Genomic DNA, 22460 nt, shown 5'->3' with positions numbered 1-22460 from the left:
ATGTCATAGTTTTGCCCCCTCGCTCGCGTCATCCCCTTCGGCGGCAACTGCAGCCTCGATCACGTCGACCAATTGACCTGCCCATACGCGGACTGCACCCGCATCGACGCGGTCGGCACGGAACCCGAGAGTTGCAAAGACAGGCCCATCGCCCACCGGCTCGTAAAAACTCAACGTCACATCCGCATGGGGCACTCCCACCGGAATCGGTACGAGAGAACCGAAGTCGCCGAGCCCGTCCAAATCCGCCTGCTGGTGATGGATCACCATCACCTGAGGTCTCATGGACGCCGGATTACCCAGCGCCTGCTCGACATACACATATGAGACGTCCTGATTGCTCAGCGCTTCCAGATTGTTTTCCCGGATGCGAGCCAGCAATTCTGCAAACGTCGGACTACCCGACGTATCCGTGCGCAGGAGAACAACATTGAAGAACGATCCGATCATCGGTTCGAGACGGGGATCCGACCTGCCCGCAACCAATGAACCGATGGGAAGATCAGTACCCGCGCCGGCCTTCGTGAGAACGCTGGCCAGTGCGGCCTGCAGGACCATGAACATGCTCGTGCCGGTGCGCGCAGCCAGCGCGTCGATTCCGGCGTGCAGACCCGCGTCGATGTCGACGGCGATCACGTCACCTCGAGGCTCCGAGTCACCTTCCGGCAACGGAAGATTCACACTGGTCGGTATTCCGTCGAGCGCATCCCGCCAATATGCAAGTTGCTTCGACGCACGGCTGTCGACGTCTCGGGGGTCTCCCAACAGCTCGTCCGACCACACGGTGTAATCGGCGTACGTCAATGCAGGCTCGTCCCAAACCGGTTGATCTCCCTGCGACCGGGCTGCATAAGCAGAGACCAGATCTCCCAGCAGCGGCACTACGGACCACTCGTCGACGGCGATGTAGTGCATGACGAGAAGCAGTGTCCTAGAGCCGTCTTCACCGAGCACCAGATGAACCCGCAACGGTGATTGCTCACGCAGATCCATCGGAAGTTGAGCCAGTTCGAACACCACTCGACCCACATCGCCGGCGCCGACATCGACCACATCGACAGTCGGACGCACCGATTCTCTTGCCACGACGATACCGTCGACCTCGACGAAGGTGGTCCGCAGGGGTTCGTGCCGCGAAGTCACATCGTCCAAGGCGTGCCCGAGAATCTCCGGATCGATCTTCGATTTCAGGGTCAGCGCCAGAGCGTGGCTTGCTTGCGGTTGTGCGCCGGACGCGCGGAACAACTCCCATTGACGACGTTGCGGCGCAGACAGACCCATCGTCTCGGGACGTTTCACCGCCGGCGCCAGGATCGGACGCCCACCTTCCGAACGCGCGACGACGGCCGCCAACTCCGCAACACTCGGCGCGTCGAATACGTCTCGAATACTGACGTCCACGCCGAACGCTTCCCGAATGCGACCGACCAGTTTCATCGAAGCCATCGAATGGCCGCCGAGTTCGAAGAAACTGTCGTGGACTCCGACGCTCGGTAGCTGCAGGATTTCCGCGAACGCAGCCGCAACCGTGGACTCCACTGCCGTGCGAGGAGCAACATCACCCGCCAGCTCCGACCAGTCCGGAGTGGGCAACGACTTGCGGTCGAGCTTTCCGTTGGGCGTCAACGGCAGCGGACCGTCAAGGGCGACAACCATGGTCGGAACCATGTAGTCGGGCAACGACAGTGCCGCGAGGTTCCGCACTGCCGTCGTGTCGACGACGACACCGGGTTCCGGTGACACGTAACCGACCAGGCGCGTGATTTCGCCCTGCCGATCCGCGACGACCGTTGCCTGCTTCACCGAAGGATGGGCACTGAGAGCTCCGATGATTTCGCCCAACTCGATTCGGAAACCGCGGATCTTGACCTGGTCGTCGACGCGGCCGAGGAAGTCGATGTTCCCGTCAGTGCGCCACCGCGCGCGGTCCCCGGTGCGATACATGCGATCGCCCGCGGTGAAGGGATCGGCGATGAATCTCTGTGCCGTCAGATCGAATCGGCCCAGATAGCCTCTCGCCAGGCCGCGTCCCGCGATGTACAGCTCGCCGGATACTCCCGGCGGAACCGGACGCAGTTGATCGTCGAGCACGTACGCCTGTTCGTTGGGGTCAGGGATTCCGATGGGCACGGGACCGTTCCAACCGGGTTCCGCCTGCCACAGTGTGTTGTTCACCGTGGCTTCGGTGAGTCCGTACGCGGCAAGCAAATTCAGCCGCTCCGCCCATCGCCCGATCAGCTCCGGTGGCACCGTCTCGGTTCCGACCAACACGGTGCAGCCCTGCGGCACTTCACATCCTGCCGGCAGAGCGGCCAGCAACGAGGGAGGGATGATCGCGTGGGTGACACGATTGCTCGTCATGAAATCGGTCAGCGCCGGACCGGCAACTCGTGCATTCTGCGGCACGATCACCAGGGTGCTGCTCGTGCACAGTGCCATCGCCAGCTCGAATACCGCGACGTCGAAGCCGACCGAAGCGAACTGCATCACCACCGAACCCGGTACCAGTCGCATCCGAACCTCAGCTGTGGCAACAAGACTCGGAATACCGTCATGGGAGAGGACGGCTCCCTTCGGCTTGCCGGTCGATCCCGAGGTGTAGATGACATAGGCAGCGTGGCTGACGCCAACTGGTGGCCGGGGAGTTTCGACGATCACTGCCTCGTCCAGTTCCGCACGGATCAGCGGATCGTCCAGGAGGATTCGCTCGACGCCGACCACATCCTCGATCCGCGAGCTTTCCTCCGCAGTGGACAGAAGTACCGAGGCGCGGGAATCGGTGAGCATGTATGTGATGCGCTCGCTCGGGTGACTCAAATCCAGGGGTAGATACGCGGCCCCCAGCTTGAGCACGGCGAGGACCGACGCGACCATTTCCACCGAGCGCGGGACGGCAAGCCCCACCACGTCTTCGACCGACACTCCGCGGCGATACAGCACGCCGGCGATCCGATCACACTGCTCGGAGAGTTCGCGGTACGTGGCCTGCCCCGCCTCGTCGCGCACCGCAATCGCCTCGGGCGTAGCAACGACTCCACGCGCGAAAGCGTCGTAGAACGTCTCTTCCGGCACGTCGACGGCGGTGTCGTTGAACGAGGTGACAACTTGCTCGAGTTCGCCTGGCAAGAAGATGTCGATGTCGCCGATCTCGATGTCGGCCGATTCCACGACTGCCGCGATCACCGATTCCAATCGGTTCGAAATCCGCTGTGCTGTTTCGCGATCGAAGAGGTCGCTGCCGTATTCGAGTCGGACGTCGATGCAGCCTTCGTCGCCGAGGTACTCGGTGAAGTTGAACACCAGATCGAACTTGGCTGTGTACTCCTCGAGTTCGAACGGATCCCCTCCCATCTCCTCCCGGCTGTGATAGCCGACCATGACCTGGAACAGCGGATTACGTGCCAAGGTGCGCGACGGATTGAGGCGTTCCACCACAGTTTCGAAGGGAACGTCGGCGTTGGCGAAGGCCTCGAGGTCTCTCTCACGAACGCGATCCACCAACTCCCAGAACGTCGGGTTACCTGACGTATCCGTGCGCAGCACAATCGTATTGACGAAGAAGCCGACCAAGTCGTCGAGCCCTTGTTCACTACGTCCGGCTACGGGAGCGCCGAGGGGAAGGTCCTCACCCGCTCCGAGCGCAGTCAGCAACGCCGCCGACGCCGCGTGCAGGACCATGAACATCGAACTCCGGCTCTCGCGCGCCAGATCTCGCAGTGCGGCAGTTGTGTCCACACCCAACCGTGTCACCACTGCGCCACCGGAGAAACTCGGTCTGGCCGGTCGGCTCCGGTCGGTGGGAAGCAGCAGTTCTTCGGGGGCTCCGTCCAAACTCTTCGCCCAGAAGTCCAACTGCGTGCTCAGGATGCTCGACGGATCGTCGGCGCTGCCGAGTAATTCCCGTTGCCACAGGGTGTAGTCCGCGTACTGAACCGGTAGCGGTTCGAAAATTGGATCTTCGCCCTGGATCCGAGAGGAGTAGGCCGACATCAGATCGCGCAGGAATGGCCGATCGGACCATTCGTCCGTAGTGATGTGATGCAGGACGATCACGACCACTACGGCACCGTCCACCTCGGCACCGTCCACCCGGATCAGACGTGCGCGGATCGGAATCTCGTCAGACAGGTCGAACGGACGACCCACTGCCACGGCAATTTCACCGGCGACACCGGATTCGTCTCGATGAACTGTCTCGACCGGAATCGTCGCCGATTCGAGAATTATCTGCTCCGGCGATCCGTCCACCAACCGGAACACCGTACGCAGGGATTCGTGTCGTTCCACGACGTCGCCGAGCGCCGCGGCGAAGACGTCCGCGTCCAGTGCGCCGTCCAAACGGAGCACGATCGGGAAATTGTAGGCCGCGGAGTTCTCCTCCATCTGTCCGATCAGCCACAATCGCTGTTGAGCGGCAGAAAGAGGAAGGTGGTCCGGCCGCGGCTTCGCTACCAGCACCGGTCGCGTCGATCCCTGCTCGGCCACAATACGTTCCGCAAGTTCCGCCACCGTCGGCGCTTCGAAGAGATCACGCATGGTCAGACTGTTCGGAATGGCGATCCGAGCTCGACTGATCAGCTTGGTGGCCAGAAGCGAGTGCCCACCGAGGTCGAAGAAGTTGTCGTCGACCCCGATATCGCCCACATCGAGTACGTCGGAGAAGAGGTCGCAGAGGACCTCTTCCGTGTGGTTACGCGGTGCGATCGACTCCCCACTCCGCTCCCCCAGCACCGAATCAGCGGTGGGCAGTGCCTTGACGTCGAGCTTGCCGTTGACGGTCATCGGTAGCGTCTCCACCTCGATCACCACGGCCGGAACCATGTAGTCGGGTAGGAGAACTCGCGCCTGCGCGCGGTAGTCGTGCCCGGCGCCGAGTCGCACGGGCGTCACGTAGCCGACGAGCCTCTTGACTCCACCTGCCCCGACGTCGACCACCACTGCCGCTTGCCGCACATGTTCGTCGGATTCGAGAACGGAGACGATTTCGCTCGGCTCGATGCGGTGACCTCTGATCTTCACCTGATCGTCGGTGCGGCCGAGGAAGTCCAGGTTGCCGTCACCGCGTCGCCGCACGAGATCCCCGGTGCGGTACATACGTTCTCCGGTCCCAGCCGGATCTGCGACGAAGCGCTCGGACGTGAGCGCGAAGCGTCCGAGGTAGCCGCGAGCCAAACCGGCTCCGGCAATGTACAGTTCGCCGGCAACTCCATCGGGGACCGGACGCAGCCAGCCGTCGAGAATATGCGCGGCGGTGTTCCAGATCGGTTTGCCGACGGTCGGGGTGTCACTGTCGAACGTTCCGCCACCGAGCGTGTTGATCGTGTATTCCGTCGGACCGTAGAGGTTGTAGCCCACGGTTCCCTCGGTGTCGCGCAGCCTGTTCCACACCGAATCCGGAACGGCTTCACCGCCGAGCAGGACCAACGGCGGGCGGTGGTGTCCCACACCGTCGTCGAGAAGCCCGCTGTCGATCAGGTGCGTCGCGTAGGTCGGTGTCACGTTGACGACGTCGATGTCCATTGCGTCGCAGTATGCAACGAGTGCCTCGGCATCACGACGCAGATCCTCGTCGCAAATGTGCACCTCGTGGCCTTCCACGAGCCACAGAAGTTCCTCCCACGACATGTCGAAGGCGAAGGACACGGTGTGCGCGATCCGCAGGCGCCGGCCCGCCGCGGCGATCACGGGTTCGAAAATCGCCTCGCGGTGGTTGAACTGCATGTTCGTCAAGCCACGGTAACCGGTGATCACGCCCTTGGGCTTGCCGGTCGAACCGGAGGTGTAGATGACGTACGCGGGGTGGTCGAGTCGATGCGGTGCCCCCGGAGCGAATGCTCCGAGTTCCGACGCGGAGAGCGCCCGCGCCGAGATCGTCAGTCTCCTTGCTGCTGTATCGGGTTCGTCGATCACGATAGTTCGGACGTCGGCACCTTCGAACGTCCCTGAGGCCGAAACGGTTGTCAGCAACACGACAGGATCCGCGTCGTCGATCATCACGGCCAACCGTTCGGCCGGATGATCGAGTTCGAGGGGTAGGTAGGCAGCACCCGTGCGCAATACCGCGAAGAGCGCGACGACCATGTCCACCGAACGTGGTAGGCCAAGAGCGACAATCTTTTCCGGGCCGGCGCCGTAATTGATCAGCAACCGCGCCATCCGGTTGATCTCGCCGTCGAGATCGGCGTAGGTCATCCGGCGCTTCCCGAACACGAGTGCCGTGTCGTCCGGTTGCGCCGACGCGACTTCTTCGAACAGGTCGGCAATGGTGCGCTCCGGCAACTCCCGGATCTGCGTCTGCTGCGCTACTGCGGGAACCGGAGACGCAACAACCGATCCCGTCATGTCCTGCGACCAACTCTGCAGCAGGTCGACGAAGTGACCCAGTAGGTCCTCGGCCCGGCGCGCGGTCACCAGATGCGGATGAAATTCGAACTTGACGTTGACGGTGGCACCCGGTGTGACCACGACGGTCAGCGGATAGTGCGTGTGATCGATACTGTCGCTTCCACTCACGTCGTGAGCGGCGTTGAGCGCGTGGACTTGCCTCTCGTCCACGAAGTTCTGCAAGACCATCAGCACGTCGAAGAGTTGACGATGCTCGGAAACACGCTGGATCGATGCCAAACCGAGGTAGTCGAAAGGCATCAGCGAAAGTCGATCCGCCTGTGTCCGACGAAGAAGTTCCTCGACGCTCTCGTTCGGATCCAGTTGCAGCCGAACGGGAACGGTGTTGAGGAACATTCCCACCACGGTGTCGATTCCCGGTACCTCCGGTGGCCGTCCGGCAACCGTGGAGCCGAAGACGACGTCCTGTCGACCGGTGGCCGACGCCAGCACGAGGGCCAGCGCTGCATTCAGTACCGTGTTGAACGTGACGCCGGACGCGGCAGCGCGCTCACGCAACGCACGCGAAAGCGTTTCCGACAGAACCGCATCGCGGCGATCCGGAAGCTGAACTTCGACGCCGGGCATCGGCTCGGCAACAAGCGTCGGCTCCTCGAGTCCTGCGAGCGCTCCGCGCCACCCCTCGTCGGCGGCTGCACCGTCGCGATCGGCCAACCAGGCGAGGTATGTCTCGAACGACCCCTCGGGTTCGCCGAATGCGCTGTCGTCGCCGCCGGTATCGTAAAGCGCCAGAAGCTGACTGACGACAAGGCCGTTGGACCAGCCGTCCCACAGCAGGAACTGCCTGTTGATCACCAGACGATCCTGGCCGCCAGGCAGATGCAGCACACTCATACGCCACAGCGGCGGCGCGGTCAGGTCGAATGGCGTCACTCGGTCTTGGGCGGCGACGGCCTCGGCACGCTCACGAGCAACCGAGTCGTCGAGTTCGCGGAGATCGTGGACGACGACCGGAACATCGAGTCCAGCGCTGAAGAACTGCACCGGCTCGTTCAGCCCTTCGCTCACGAAACCCGCTCGCAACGTGGGATTTCGTCGTTGAAGTGTCCGGGCGGCCGCAGCCAACCTGTCGACATCGAGGGTGTGCCCGAAGTCCATCGAGAACTGTGCCGTGTAGATGTCCCCACCACTGCTGCTGTCGCTGCTGCCCGCGTAGCCGGCTTGGAAGTACAGACCTTCCTGCAACGGTGAGAGTGGGAGGATGCTGCTGACACCTGCCGGACTCGCATCGGCTATCGCGTCGATCTCGGTCTGACTCAGGTCGAGCAACGTCACATCGGACGGGGTCAGAATGGGAGGCCCGGCGTGACGCGCGGCCGCAGCCGCCAGATCGCCGAGGGCCGAAACCCAGCCGTCGGAGAGTGACTGCGCGTCCTCCTCGGACAAATCTTCACTTGCCCAGGCAAACTCGGCGCGGAGCCCCGAATCCACGCTGACGACATTCACGATCAGTCGGTACGGGCCTCCCATGTCTGCGTCGGGATCGGTGGACAAGGCTTCGGATTCCGCTGCCAAGGACCATGCTGTCGATCCTGCTGTCGTCGTACGTCCGAGATAGTTGAACAGGATCTGAGATTCGGAGCGCCCCGCCAATGTCGATGCCGTGCGGGCATTCACGTATCGCAGCATCCCGTAGCCGATACCGCCGTCCGGAGCCGCCCGCAGGCTCTCCTTCACCTCGCGTAGCGTGTCCACCGGGTCGATTCCGCCGTGCAGTCGCATCGGGGCAATCGTGGTGAACCAGCCGACTGTTCGCGACAGATCGATGCCCGCCACCAACTCCTCGCGGCCGTGCCGTTCGAGATCGACCAGCAATTCGTGCTCACTGCGGCCGGTGGAGCGGCGCCAGCGATCGACGGACATCGTCAGCGCTGCCAACAGAACATCCGTTCCCTCGGCACCCACCATTGCCGCAACCGATCCAAGTGCTGCCTCGGAGATTGCTCCGTCCACCGTGACCGTGCGCCTCGAGCCTCCGGATACGACGGCATCGCCCGCGGCGTCGGGGATCAACTGCGCGCCCGGAGCGGTCACGGTCAGCCAGTGATCGAGTTCGGCGAATCGATGAGCACTGTATGCGTGTTCGGCCACCGTACGGGAGAAGGTACGGAGCGAAGTTCCGACGGCATCCAGTGCGGCGGGCTCTCCGGCTTCGACTGCCACCCAGGCCATCGCGAGATCCTCGAGCAGGGTTCCCCAGGAAACCCCGTCCACGACCAGGTGGTGCGCGACTATCGCGAGTCGGCCCAGACTCTCAGCGCCGCAATCGAACCAGACCACCGAGACCATCCGCCCTGCAGACGGATCCAATCGACTGGTCGCAGTTTCAGAGTGCTCAGTGACGAGTCTTCGCAACTCGGAGTCATCCAGTCCCCGAGCATCAACGCGTTCGACCAGGTTCGCTGCCCGGACACTACCGGGTTCCTCGATCCGCGCCGACCATATCCCGCGGTCATGTCGGATCAAGGTTTGGCGAAGTCCGTCGTGGTGATCGAGCACGGCCTGCAATGCGCCGGTGATCGAACCGAGAGATGTTGCCGGAGAGTGGATCAGAACTGCCTGGTTGAAGCGGTCGGTACCACCCGTCCATTCGGACAAGCGGTGAACCACCGGCAGCGGAACCAGCTCACCCACGCCGATGTCGGCCGTGACGGTGGCATCCGAGGTGGCGACATCACCCACCGCTGCAGCGATCGCGGCGGGAGTGCGCAATTCGAAGATCTGACGCGGGGTCAGCACTACCGAATCACGACGAGCCAGGTTGACCAGTCGGATCGCCAGGATACTGTCGCCGCCGAGAGTGAAGAAATCGTCGCGCACCCCGACACGGGGCAGTCCGAGAACCGTCGCGAAATGCCCGGCGAGGAGGTCTGCAACGCCCGAGGAAACCACTCCCGTCAAGTCGCCCACCTGTGCCGCAAAATCCGGTGCAGGTAGTGCTTTTCGGTCGAGCTTGCCACTCGGGCTCAGCGGCAGCGACTCGAGCCGCACGAAGGCACTTGGCACCATGAACTCCGGTAGCACTGACAACAACTGAGCTCGAACCGCAACATCATCAGCATCTCCGACCAGGTAGGCGACCACCTGTGCGCGGTTGCTCGGACCGTCGGTTCGGACGATCACGGCACTTGCCGTGACTCCGGGGCACAGCGCCAATTGCGCTTCGATTTCGCCGAGTTCGATTCGGAATCCACGAACCTTCACCTGCTCGTCGGCACGGCCGAGGTACTCGAGAACGCCGTCGGCATTCCACCGCACGATGTCACCGGTCCGGTACATCCGCGAGCCGCCGTCGCTGTACGGATTCGCCACGAATCGTTCGGAGGTCAATCCCCCACGTCCGTGGTAACCACGCGCCAGTTGTGGCCCTGCCAGATAGAGCTCACCGGTGGCACCGGCCGGGACGTTCTGCAGGTAGGGATCGAGAACCAACAGGCCGGTGTTGGCGGCAGGTGCGCCGATCGGGACGCTGACGGCGTCTGCCGGAGTTTCCTGCACCGACGGTTGCCAACTGACGTCGACGGCGGCCTCGGTGGGGCCGTAGAGGTTGTCCACCAGAGTATTCGGCAGGATCTCGGCGACCTTGCGTGCAACGTGAACGGGCAGTGCCTCACCGCTGCAGTTGACGATCTCGAGCGAAGAGCACAGTGCTGCTTTCGGCTCCGCGAGAAACACGTCGAGCATCGACGGAACAAAATGCACTCGGGTCACGGAATGTTCGACGATGACGTCGGCCAGATAGCCAGGGTCCTTGTGCCCGTCCGGCTCGGCCATCACGAGAGTTGCCCCCATCAGGAACGGCCAGAAGAATTCGGGAACGGAGACGTCGAAGCTCGACGGGGTCTTCTGCAGCATCCGGTCGGAGACGTCCATCGGACGTATCTGCTGTGCCCAGAGCAATCGGTTGACCACACCCTCGTGGTTGACCACAACGCCTTTGGGGCGACCGGTCGAACCCGAAGTGTAGATCATGTACGCGGCATCCGCGGGCGATCCTGGGACACTCAGCGGATCGGCGGGGAACTGCGCCGACTCCGATACCGTCACCCGCGGAACCGAACCCGAATCGAGTGAAGAATCTTCCGACACCACGACGCACACAGGATCGGCGTCACCCAGCATGTACGTCAGCCGCTCCGCCGGGTAGCCGGTGTCGAGGGGAACGTATGCTCCCCCGGCCTTCCCGATGCCGAGTATCGCGACCATCAGATCAAGAGAGCGAGGCAAGGCCACCGCTACCAACGATTCGCGTCCGACGCCACGTTCGCGCAGCAGATGCGCAAAACGATCAGCGCGAGAGTGAAGTTCGGCGTAGGTCAACGACTCTTCACGGAAGATCACTGCGGTGGCTTCGGGCGTACGCCCGGCTTGATCCTTCAGCAGCTCGGTCAGCGTTGCGCGCGGCCGATCCAAGGCCGTGCCGACGCTCCCCGGCTGTGCGGGTGCCAGCGCGATCCGGCCGATGACCTGATCGAGATCGCGCGAGAGCTCGGTGAGTACGACTGCGAGAGTTTCGGCCAGCGACGCAGCGGCGTCGCCGTCCACCTGAGCAGCGTCGTACTTGAGCTCCAACGCCAATCGATCGCCGGGGACGACGATCAGGGTCAACGGGTAGGCCGGTCGCTCGTCGAATCGAATTCCCGTCAGTCGCACCGAGTTCGTCGGATCAGCGATTGCCGTGTCACCGAGTGGATAGTTCTCGAACACGACGAGTGATTCGAAGTCCTGCTCCAGTCCGCCGGTCCGTCGCAGTTCGGGTAACCCCAGGTACTGATGGTCGAGTAGTTCCGATTGTTCCCTCTGCCAACGGGAAAGCGCTTGCGCGGCTGTCTCTGCCGGATCGAACCGCAACCGAGCCGGCACGGTGTTGATGAACAAGCCCACCATGGACTCGATCCCGGGCAGGTCTCCACCGCGTCCCGATACGGTCGATCCGAACAGCACGTCTGTTCGGCCGGTCATTCGGCCGAGCACCAGCCCCCAGGCGCCGTGCACGAGCGTGCTCAGCGTCAGGCCATGGGAGCGTCCGTTGATCGCCAGTGCGCGAGTATCACTGTCGGACAGCTCGACTCGGGTGGCACAGACGCCGCTGCTGCCCGCGCTCGGCGCGGGAAGTTCGACCGCGGGCCCGGGAGAGTTCAGCGCTTCTCTCCACACCGCTGCCGAGGCCTCGTGATCGTGGCCGGCCAACCATTCGAGATAGCTGCGGTACGGCGCCGGAGTCGGGAGCACCACGCCGGAGTCGCCAACGCTGTACGACGCCATCAGCTCCCGCAGCATCACCGGAACCGACCATCCGTCTGCGACCGCATGGTGAATCGACTGCAGCAGAAGGTACTTCTCCGAAGAGGCACGGACAAGCGTGTAACGGACGAGCGGCGGTTGCGCCAGGTCGAACCCGCGCGCGCGGTCGGCGGAAAGCAGTTCATCGACATCGGCGCCGGCCACCTCGACTACCGCCATCTCCACGACAGCGCTCGGGTGCACCACCTGCACGACCCGGCCGTCACCCAGGACCGAGAATCCGGTGCGCAGCGCCTCATGCCGATCGACGACGGATTGCAGCGCGCGGTGCAGCGCCGCACTGTCCACGGCTCCGGTCAGTTCCACAACCTGTTGCACGACATACTGATCGGCCCCCGGATCGGCAAACGCCGAATGGAAGTAGATCCCTTCCTGCAGCGGAGTGAGTGGGAGAATCTCTTCAGCCTTCGGTAACCCGTCCACGTCTGCCTGAGCGAGCGCCACCAGAGGGTAGTCCGAGGGTGTGGCTCCGCCGAAGGCTGCGAGCCCGGACACGGCCTCGAGCGAGTCCAGCCACAACCGCGCAAACTTGTCGATATCGCTACGCAGGAAGATGTTCGACGCCCAGGTCAGGGTGGCTCGCAGGCGTGGTCCACCGGCGGCGTCCTCGGCTACGACGTCGACAGACAACGCGTGACCCATCGGCATGGACGGATCGGCAGCACCGTCCATCGACACCGGGAACCAGTCCCCCTCCGCTGCGGCAGTGCGTCCCAGATAGTTGAGCACCACCTCCGGCGCTGCGAAACTACGCAACTGATCCGAGCCGCCGAGGTATCGCAATGCTCCGTACCCGAAGCCGGCGTTCGGGACCCGTCGAAGTTGCTCCTTGACGCTCTTGAGAACCCCCGCCAACTCGCCGCTCGCGTCGAGATCGGGAGCGGCTGTACCGATCTCGAGCGCCACCGGAAACACTGTGGTGAACCATCCGACGGTACGAGTCAGGTCGACGTGCGCATCGCCGTCACCGCGAACGATGTCCTCGTCGCGTCCGTGCCCCTCCAGATCGATCGTCACCGATCCGGCACCGCTCCAACGGGTCAGCGCCACGGCAAGTGCGGTGACCAGCACTTCGCTCACATCGGCTCCGAACGCCCGTGGGACACTGCCCAACAGCTGATCTGCAAGTTCTGTAGGTAGGGTGATCGACCGCGCTGCAGCGGTGCGCGCGAGGTCAACTGCCGGGTCGAGTGCCCGACGGCCGAGAGATGCCCGTTGTGCGGACGTCACCGAGTCCCAGAACTCGATTTCCGAGTCCAGTCGCCCGGCTCCGACCGCATCCGAGACGAGTTCGGCGTACCTTCGCACCGACGTGCCGACCGGAGCGAGTGCGGGTTCGTCGCCATTCATCGCTGCGATGCCGGCGCGCGCGAGGTCCTCGAGGATGATGCGCCACGAGACGCCGTCGACCACCGCGTGGTGGATGACCAGCAACAGCCGTCCGGGACCGGTCACAGGGCGGAACAGAACAGCGCTGACCATCGTGCCGTCGGCCGGATTCAGACGGCCGACAGCTCGCTCGGTCTCGGCGACGATCAACGGTCCGCATTCTTCGAGCGGTGCCGGTAGTGCACGGGTCTCGAAGACCACAGCCACTTCGTTTGTCTCCGGGACGAGCAGTCTTCCTTCGGGCGTCAACGTCGCACGAAGTGCATCGTGGCGAGCCACCAGGGCGTCGAGCGCCGCCTGGACATGCTCGGACGTCAAGGCTGACGGGGTCTGAATCAGCGCACGCTGGTGGAAGGTTCGTACTGCGTCCGACACTCCGAGAACCCTGGCGGCAATCGGCGTCGTGGCTACGTGGCCGATCGGTTGGTCCGCGTGGTCGACGATCTCAGCCACTCGGGAGGACTGGGCACGCGCCATAGCCTCGGCGGTGCGCAGTTGGAACACCTCGCGAGGACTGATCGACAAACCGGCAGCACGAGCCGCGGTCACGAGTGAGATCGCGACGATGCTGTCGCCGCCCAGTGCAAAGAAGTCGTCGGTAACGCCGACCGAATCGAGGCCGACTGCCGACGCGATCAACGTGCAGAACTGTTGTTCGACTTCGTTTCTCGCAGCGACATGTGCACTCAGTTCGGCGAGATCGGGCTCGGGTAGCGCGCGACGGTCGAGTTTGCCGTTTGCCGTGAGCGGAAACTTGCCGAGGACGGTGACGGTGGTCGGGACCATGTAGTCGGGCAGCTTGCTCGCAGCCCACTCGCGAAGCTCACGTGAGTCGATCGCGAGGTTCGTCCCCGACGCTGCGCTCACGTAGGCGGCGAGATACTTTGCACCGGTTGGTGCTTGGCGCACCAGAACTGCCACGTGACGCACTGCGGGGTGCGAAATCACGGCGGCTTCGACATCCTCGAGTTCCAGGCGCATGCCACGGATCTTCACCTGATTGTCCGTGCGTCCGAGGAAGTCGAGGGTGCCGTCGTCGGTCCATCTGGCCAAGTCACCGGTGCGATACATGCGGGATCCGGCCAGATCACCTGAGACGAAGGGATCCGCGACAAAACGAGATGCGGTCAGTGCCGAAGCACCCACGTATCCGCGTCCCAGCAGGAAGCCCGCGGCGTAGAGTTCGCCGCCGGTGCCGATCGGAACCGGCTGCAAGTCGCCGTCCAACACGTAGAGGCGAGTGTTGGGGTTCGGGCGACCGATGGATGTGGCGATTCGTTCCGCGTCCTCGCGGTAGATCACATGGGAGACACCGATGGTCGCTTCGGCCGGGCCGTAGCCGTGATACAGCGTCGTGGACAGTTGATCGCGGAACCGATCGAAGAGTTCAGGCGTGAGAACCTCACCGCCGCACCACACGTGCTTCAACGAATCGAGCTGATCGGTCCCGTTCGCCAGATCCAGAAGGATGTCGAGCATCGACGAGACCAGGTAGACGAAAGTGACCGATTCTCCGGCGATCAGGTCGAGCAGGTATTGCGGGTCGCGTTCCCCCTCGGGCTTCGCGATCACCAATCGACCGCCGGAGACGAGCGGGAGCAGGATCTCGTTGATCGAGATGTCGAACGAGAGTGGGGCTTTGAACAAGGAGGCATCGCCGGACCCGAACCCGAGAATCCGCTCCCGCTGCCACAGCAACCTTGCGCAGATTGCCTCGTGGCGGATCATGGCGCCCTTCGGACGTCCGGTCGAACCGGACGTGAAGATGACGTATGCGAGTTGGGCACCGTGACTACGAATGTCGGAGGTCATTGTCTCGGACAGGTCCGAGGGCCCGTCCTCGTACGCCCACGCGGAGAGATCGACCGGAACGGAGTCGTCTACACCGTCCGAGGTGAGCACCAGTGTGGCGCCCGCGTCGGCAAGTACCGATTCGCGGCGTTCGGCAGGCCATGACGGATCCAGCGGAACGAAGGCACCACCGGCACACATGACGGCCAACAACCCCACCACCATCTCGGCGGATCTCGGAAGCCCGATCGCCACAACGGTTTCGGTCGCGACACCGCGAGAGATCAAGTGCGCGGCGAGCTGTGATACCCGACTTTCGAGTTCGCCGTAGGTCAGCCGGACGTCGCCGTCGACCACGGCGACAGCGCCCCGATCGGCAGAGAAGCTGCTGCGCAACAAATCCGGCACCGTCGTGATTGGCTGCGGCTCTGCGGTGTCGTTCCACCCGTGGAGCACGAGTTCTCTCTCCGCGAGCGACATGGGGTCGAGTGCCGAGATCGGAAGCTGCGGCTCGGCTACGAATCGATCGAGGAACTGTTCGATTCTCGCGGTGTGATCGGCCAACTCCCTGTCGAATCCGGCCGGGGCGCGGACGTCGATCTCGATCGGCTCCCCGTCCTGACCACCGCGCACACTCAGATCCAGGTCACTGACTCGACCGGTTACCGAATTACGCACGCGCACCGGGCATCCGCCGAAGGTGAGTGTGTGTTCGAACATCATCGAGTTGATGCCGGGGCCGAAGACCTGACGGTCGGGATCGATCGCCCGAATGTCGCGAGCAAGATCCTCACCTCGGTACCGCCCGTGCTTGAGAATCGAGACCAGGGCGGTGTCGAGACGAGTTGCCAACTGGCCGATGCTTTCCGAGCGTTCTACCCGAATACTCAGCGGCAAAATCGTCGACGCCATCGAAGGAGTGCGACGCATGTCGCGCCCCACCCGAGCGGCCATCGGTACCGAGACGACAACGTCGTGCTGTCCCGTGGTTCGTGCGATGTACGCGATCAGCGCGGCCATGGGCAGGCGAGTTCGTCGAATCCCGGCGTCGGCCGCATACCGGTAGAGCTGTGCCGCGCGATCAGCGTCGAGCGTGAGTATCGCCGAGATCGGCGGCAGCGAATCATCCACCTGCCCATGCAGAATACGCGTCGCTTCCGGTCCCGATTCAACGCGTTCGACCCAGTACTGACGGTCGGTCTGGAATCGCGGAGAGTTCCGGTAATCCAGATCGGCTGCAACCACGGCGTCGAGTGACCACTGCGGCGCGGCAGTCCCGAGATTCGGATCGTCGTATCGCTCGGCGACGTCGGCGACGATGAGCGAGATGCCGTACCCGTCGATCACGCTGTGGTGATAGCGCTGATACCAGATGACTCGGTCGTCAGCGGTCAGCAGAAGCACCTGGCGGAACAGCAGATCGTCCGGACCGAAGACCCGAGCCATGTCGGTGTCCATCCACGACTGCGCAGTCGAATCGGGATCCGCCTCGGCCCGAAGGTCGAGAATTTCCACGTCCCAGCGCGCATCCGGAATCGGCACCTGGATCAGCTGGTTGTCGGCATCGACCTCGAAGTGCACGAACAGCGCTTCGACGCGTCCGACGCTGGCCTCGATCGCCGCTGCCGCGCGCTCGACGTCGATCATGCCGTCGACCTCGACGACAAGTCCGATGTTGTAGACCGGACTGCTCGGATCCACGTTCTGAGCAACCCACACCTCACGCTGAGCGGCCGTCGCCGGGAGCGCTGCGTCCAGATCGGCACCGCCCGATACCGCCGGGTGAGCTACCTGAGAGTGGTCAGACATCAAGAATCCGATCATCGTCGTTCATGCTCATCGAACGACGAACACCCTCGCAAGTTTAGGGTAGGCTACCCAGGAACGTGAAGGTGCGCTCCCGCCCTGGTCAGACCTGTTCCCACGGACCGAATTCGAGCAAAACGTCAATTGCCGTCTTACCGTCCTGCGGCCGAACGACATGTTCGAGGGCATAGACCCTCGATCCCTCCGCAGCGCGAGCGAGATCGGAAATACCGGGCAGAATGGTCGGTTCGGGTGGACCGCCCACACCACGATGGAAGTTCTCGATGGAATGCCCCAAATAGAGGACCCGTCCGCCGGGCGTCAGCCACTCCCCGACGCGCTTCAAGGTTGCGGCCAGATGGTCGACCTCGAGGTGAAGAAAGCTGACCAACACCAGGTCGACCAGCCCTTCCGGCTGCCACTCGGTCGCGTCGCCGACCTGCCAGTCGACAGCCTTGTCCCCGTCACTCGCCCGTGCCAGATCGATCGCCACCGACGAGTAGTCGACCGCAGTCACCGACCAACCTTGCCCAGCCATCCACCGCGCGTGACGGCCGTCGCCGCAGGCCAGATCGATTGCGGTGCCCGGTCTCAGATCGGAAATTCTTGTTGCGACGGTTCCCGCCGGGTCGACTCCCCATGGCTCCGTCACCGCTCGGTATCGCTCGTCCCAGTCGCGTGCGTCCATGATTGCTCTCCCATATCCGTTTCACCGTTTCAGATCGGACGGTGCCCCCAGCAGCATAGAGAACCCTCGAATGTGACAGATCGATACCCCTGGGGGTATACAGGTGACGGACAGGAATACCCCCACCCGTATCAGGAGTGAAGATGTCAGCGACCAGAACAGTCACCGCGGACCCACCCACCCGAGCCGACGGCATACTTGCGCGTCTCGGTCGATCGATGGCGACTCACACCCGCCTCGTCGTCGGCGTCTGGTTGATCGCGTTGATCGCACTCGGCGCCGCAGCACCCAGCGTCTTCACCTCCCTGGCCGGCGCGGGTTGGCAGGCAAACGGATCCGAATCCGTGCAAGTTCGCGAGTTGGCCGAGCAGCATTTCGGTGGAAATTCCTCCGCCGCAGTACAGGTGGTCGTTCACTCGGATTCTCTACCCATCACGGATCCGTCGATGCAGCAAACCCTGGCCGCGGCAACGGAAATCTTTTCCGCGGACCCTCGCTTCGGCGAAGTGATCGCCCCGCAGCCCGGTATGACCATCAGCCCGGACGGACATACCGGCATCATGGTCGCGGGCGCCAACGCGAGTACCGACGAGATGGTCAGCGCGGTAGACGAACTCGGCAAGAAGCTCACGGGCTTGTCCACCGACACGATCGAGGTGTACCCGACGGGTGCGTCGGCGTTGTGGAGCGATTTCAACAAGGCCAATCACGAAGCCATGATCAAAGCCGAAATGATGTCGTGGCCCGTCACTCTCGCGATCATGGTGTTGGCCTTCGGCTCCCTGGTTGCCGCGGGTCTACCACTACTGCTGACGCTTGCGGGCCTGGTCGCTTCGGCGGGCGGGCTTGTAATCCTCAACGAGATCACGCCGATTTCCGTGTGGGCCATGAACTTCGCGATGATGTTCGCTCTCGCGCTGGGCATCGACTACGCACTCTTCCTCGTCGCAAGGTTCCGGGATGCATTGCGAGCCGATCCGGATCCAAGGGCCGCCGTGGCTCAAACCATGGACACCGCCGGCAAGGCTGTGGTCCTTTCCGGCCTCACAGTTCTGGTCAGTTTGTCTGCGGTTCTCATCGTTCCAGCCCCGGCCGTACGCACGATGGCTGTCGGAATCATGCTCGCTGTGATCTTCGTTCTCGCCGCAACACTCACCCTGTTGCCTGCCGTGCTCGGCAGGATCGGCGCGAAGGTCAACGGCGGTTCTCTACCGTATGCAAAGCGCCAGCAGCACCGCTCCCCGATGTTCGCAGGTTGGGCATCATTGCTGCACAAGCACCCGTGGCCATTCGGCTTCGGCGCCTTACTCATCCTGATCGCACTCGTTGTTCCGGTCTTCGGACTGAAGGTGGCAATGCCCTCCATCGCCGTGGTTCCCGAGGACGCCCCGGTTCGCCAGGGCTATGAACTGGTGCAGCAGCAATTCGGGGACGGCGCCCCGGGGATGTTGCAGATCGTCACGTCCGCCGACGATGCAGCCGACACCTCACGTATTGCCATGAGCGTTGACGGCGTGGCCATGGTCACCCCAGCGCAACAAGCTGCCGACGGGTCCGATCTTGTTATGCTGCAAGCAGTTCCCACCGTCGACCCGTCAGATCCTGCGATGGAAACCATCCTTGCCGACCTTCGGTCGCAACTGCCGGAATCGGCGCTCGTCGGCGGCGCTCCGGCCGAAAATCTCGACCTTCAGCAGGCACTCGACGACTACCTTCCCATCGTCGTGGTCGTGATTCTGACGCTCGGATTCCTGTTGCTGCTGATCGCCCTCCAGGCGCCTTTGATCGCCTTGATCGGCACGCTGGTCAGCCTGCTGTCCACTGGGGCCGCATTCGGAATCGCGAAGCTGATCTTCCAGGACGGTCACGGAGCAGGCCTACTCGGCTTCACCCCCCAGGGTTTCCTCAACGGGTGGGGTCCGGTCTTCTTCTTCGCCATGATCTTTGCGATCGCGATGGACTACACCGTGTTCCTGCTTTCGAGTGCCAAGGAGCACTACGAACGCACAGGCGACCCCGCGATCGCACACATCGACGGCCTCGCGCATTCAGGTCGGGTCATTGCGGCGGCAGCAGCGGTGATGGTTGCGGTCTTCTTCACTTTTGCGCTCGCAGATCCCTTGCCACCCAAGGAAATGGGCATCATCCTCGGCGTAGCTGTGCTCCTGGACGCAGTGCTCGTCCGCTTGGTGCTGCTGCCCGTTCTCCTACGCCTCACCGGCCGGGCAGCCTGGTGGGCGCCGGCATGGCTGCGTCGCGTCCTGCCGAACATCAGCTTCTCGCATGGCTGATCGTGTACCCGACATCACTGTCCTACTGATACCCCCAGGGGTATGATGGAGACAAGAGAAATCAAAGCCGGCGACAGTGACAGCCAACGACGAGGAGCGCGCAATGACAACACCCACAGAACCGATAGCGATCGCAACCAAGGTCACCGGAACCTTCGACGACGTCGTCACCCGCACGCGTGGCGCTCTCGCCGAGCAGGGCTTCGGCATCCTGACCGAGATCGACATGCAAGCAACACTCAAGGCGAAGCTGGACGAGGACATGGAAAAGTACCTGATCCTGGGTGCCTGTAACCCACCGTTGGCCCATCGGGCAGTTTCGGTGGATCGTCAGATCGGCCTCCTGCTGCCGTGCAACGTCGTCGTCCGCGAAGATACGACTACCGAGAATTCGTTCTTCGTCGAAGCGATGAATCCTGCTCTCATGGTTCAGGTTTCCGGCGAACCCGGCCTCGAGTCCGTGGCAGCCGACGCAGCCGTCAAGTTGCGCGCGGCCGTCGACTCGCTGATCTGACACCGCAGCCGGATCAAACACTGAATCAAGCATTGACATGCCCCCAGGGGTACCCTTGACCGCAGCACGAACACTCGAGAAGGGGCCACCATGACCGGCGACGAAGAGAGCATTGCGCTCGTATTGAACAGACTGCGTCGTGCCCACGGCCAACTTGCCGGGGTCATCTCGATGATCGAGAACGGCCGCGACTGCAAGGACGTCGTCACGCAACTCGCCGCCGTGTCCAAGGCGCTGGACCGAGCAGGGTTCAAGATCGTCGCTTCCGGGCTGCGTGAATGCCTGAGCGGTGACAGCGCGGAAGGTCAGGAACCGATGACCGAGGCCGAACTCGAGAAGCTGTTCCTGGCACTGGCCTGAAACATGAGAAGGGCCTGACCTGCAGTTAGCAGGTCAGGCCCTTTCTCGCGTGCGGAAAACTACTTCGCCAGGAAGTCGATCAGCACCTTGTTCACGGCCTCCGGACGCTCGAGGTAGCCGTAGTGCCCGGCGTCGGGAATCTCTTCGTACGACGCCGTAGCGATGCAGTCCGCCACCTCGCGGGAGAGGTAGGGCGGGATCATGCGGTCGTCGGCGAAAGCGACGGACAGGCACGGGCGCATGATCGACTTGTACGCACCCCGTCGATCGAAGGCGCGGTCCATACCGAGCTGCGCGCGAACACCCGGTGACGTTGCGCCGCCGGTGAACTCGAAGATGTCCATCCAGTCGCGCGCCGAGTGATCGTCTGCCAGCGTGGCCGGCGAGAGGTTCATCACCGCGGTCACTGCGGCACGGTACTTGGCCGGCAGAGCGACGCCACTGTCGAACAACTGGCGCTCACCCTCGGTCAGGACCTGCTGGAAATGATCCATCCGGGCGTGACCGGCGAGGAACACTGCTTTGCGAACCAGATCGGGCCTGGCGAGCGTCAGTTCCTGCGCCACCCGGGCGCCCATCGAGGTGCCGATGACATGGGCCGGACCGCCACCGAGGTGCTCGATCAGTCCGGCGGTGTCTGCGACCATGTCGGGCATCGTGATGCCGCCGAGGCTCTCGCCGGACGGTGCGATTCCGCGGTTGTCGAAGGTGCAGACTCGGTAGCCGGCGGCCACCAGCGCCGGGGTCTGGTGCAGATCCCAGACGCGGCCGGGGCTGCCGGTCCCCATGATGAGCACCACCAGATCTCCATCACCCTTGACCTGGTAATTGATGGGGATTCCGTTGATTGTGGCGACCGTCATGTCAGCCTTCCTCCTCGTACGTGTGATCAACAATTTTGGTTGGATAGCCTAAGCTGATGGGCGGTCGTGTGACCGCAACCCCAGCCCATGCTCGTCCAGGAGGACCCCCGTTGAGAGTCGCTACGCTCGGATACCAAACCTGGGGCCACCGTACCCTGCAGGCCTTGATCGACTCCGATCACGAGGTCGTGCTGGCAATCACACACCCGAAGAGCGAACACGTCTACGAACAGATGTGGGCGGACTCGGTTGCAGATCTGGCGGCCGAGAACGGTGTACCCGTTCACGTGGCGAACAAGCCTGACGATGCCTTCAAAGCCGCGCTGGCCGAAGCAGCTCCCGACATCATCGTCGCCAACAACTGGCGTACCTGGTTGCCTGCGGAGGTCTTCGACGCACCCAAGTACGGCACCCTCAACATCCACGATTCGCTGCTGCCCAAGTACACGGGATTCTCCCCGCTCATCTGGGCTCTGATCAACGGCGAAGAAGAAGTCGGGCTCACGGCGCACCTGATGGACGAGGAACTCGATGCGGGCGACATCGTGCTGCAGCGTTCGACGACGGTCGGCCCGACCGACACCGTCACCGATCTGTTCCACCGCACGATCGACATGATCGGCCCCATCACACTCGACGCCCTGGATCTGATCGCGTCCGGCCGTACCGACTGGACGCCGCAGGACCGATCGCAGGCCACGTTCTTCCACAAGCGCGCACCGCAGGACAGCCACGTCGACTGGTCCTGGCCCGCCGAGGTCATCGAGCGTTTCGTCCGGGCACAGTCCGATCCGTACCCCAACGCTTTCGCCGAGTTCAAGGGCCAGCGCATCCGCATCCTGAAGGCGTCCGTCTCACGCGGGCACTACGGCGGAACCCCCGGCCGAGTGTTCATCCAGGAAGACGACGGCATGGTGATCGTCGCGGGCCCCGACGCGTGGTCGGGCAAGAACAAGGGACTGCGGATCGAGCGCGTCCGACTCGACGACGGCAGCGAGTACACCGCCGCCGAGTTCTTCCCCCACGGCGGCGGGTACCTCACCTGATCG

At 63.3% G+C, this 22460-nt stretch carries 7 protein-coding genes; 4 read left to right on the top strand and 3 right to left on the bottom strand.

Translation table 11 applies throughout. From position 1 onward, the window contains the following. Positions 1–3: 3 nt before the first annotated feature. Together BH682_RS04725 and BH682_RS04720 are read right to left on the bottom strand one after the other, a co-directional pair. On the bottom strand, positions 4–16713 hold the full coding sequence (locus BH682_RS04725) for a non-ribosomal peptide synthetase (protein WP_075832242.1): 16710 nt from the start codon (positions 16711–16713) through the stop codon (positions 4–6). Between the two features lie 85 nt (positions 16714–16798). Next, positions 16799–17383 (bottom strand): class I SAM-dependent methyltransferase, encoded by a 585-nt coding sequence (locus tag BH682_RS04720; protein WP_003945672.1) that lies wholly within the window; start codon positions 17381–17383, stop codon positions 16799–16801. Positions 17384–17526: 143 nt separating this feature from the next. Between BH682_RS04720 and BH682_RS04715 the strand changes: the two genes are divergently transcribed. The 3 genes from BH682_RS04715 to BH682_RS04705 all read left to right on the top strand — a co-directional run bounded on the left by BH682_RS04715 (position 17527) and on the right by BH682_RS04705 (position 20548). Next, positions 17527–19674 (top strand): MMPL family transporter, encoded by a 2148-nt coding sequence (locus BH682_RS04715; protein ID WP_073512094.1) that lies wholly within the window; start codon positions 17527–17529, stop codon positions 19672–19674. 103 nt (positions 19675–19777) lie between these two features. After that, positions 19778–20188 carry a DUF302 domain-containing protein gene (locus tag BH682_RS04710; RefSeq protein WP_003945447.1) on the top strand — a complete coding sequence of 137 codons (411 nt, stop codon included), beginning with the start codon at positions 19778–19780 and terminating at the stop codon, positions 20186–20188. A gap of 90 nt (positions 20189–20278) precedes the next feature. Next, positions 20279–20548 carry a metal-sensitive transcriptional regulator gene (locus tag BH682_RS04705; RefSeq protein ID WP_007734349.1) on the top strand — a complete coding sequence of 90 codons (270 nt, stop codon included), beginning with the start codon at positions 20279–20281 and terminating at the stop codon, positions 20546–20548. Positions 20549–20607: 59 nt separating this feature from the next. Here the strand turns inward: BH682_RS04705 and BH682_RS04700 are convergent, their stop codons facing one another. Then, complete coding sequence (locus BH682_RS04700; RefSeq protein WP_003945829.1) at positions 20608–21411, bottom strand: alpha/beta fold hydrolase; 804 nt, start codon at positions 21409–21411, stop codon at positions 20608–20610. Positions 21412–21521: 110 nt separating this feature from the next. Between BH682_RS04700 and BH682_RS04695 the strand changes: the two genes are divergently transcribed. After that, a complete protein-coding gene (locus BH682_RS04695; RefSeq protein ID WP_007734348.1) occupies positions 21522–22457 on the top strand; it encodes a methionyl-tRNA formyltransferase in 936 nt (311 codons plus the stop codon). Positions 22458–22460 lie beyond the last annotated feature (3 nt).

This window comes from Rhodococcus sp. YL-1, assembly GCF_001942025.1.
Lineage (GTDB): Bacteria > Actinomycetota > Actinomycetes > Mycobacteriales > Mycobacteriaceae > Rhodococcus_F > Rhodococcus_F qingshengii.
The sequence above is the reverse complement of the archived record's forward strand: the minus strand, read 5'-3'. Positions and strand labels throughout refer to the sequence as shown.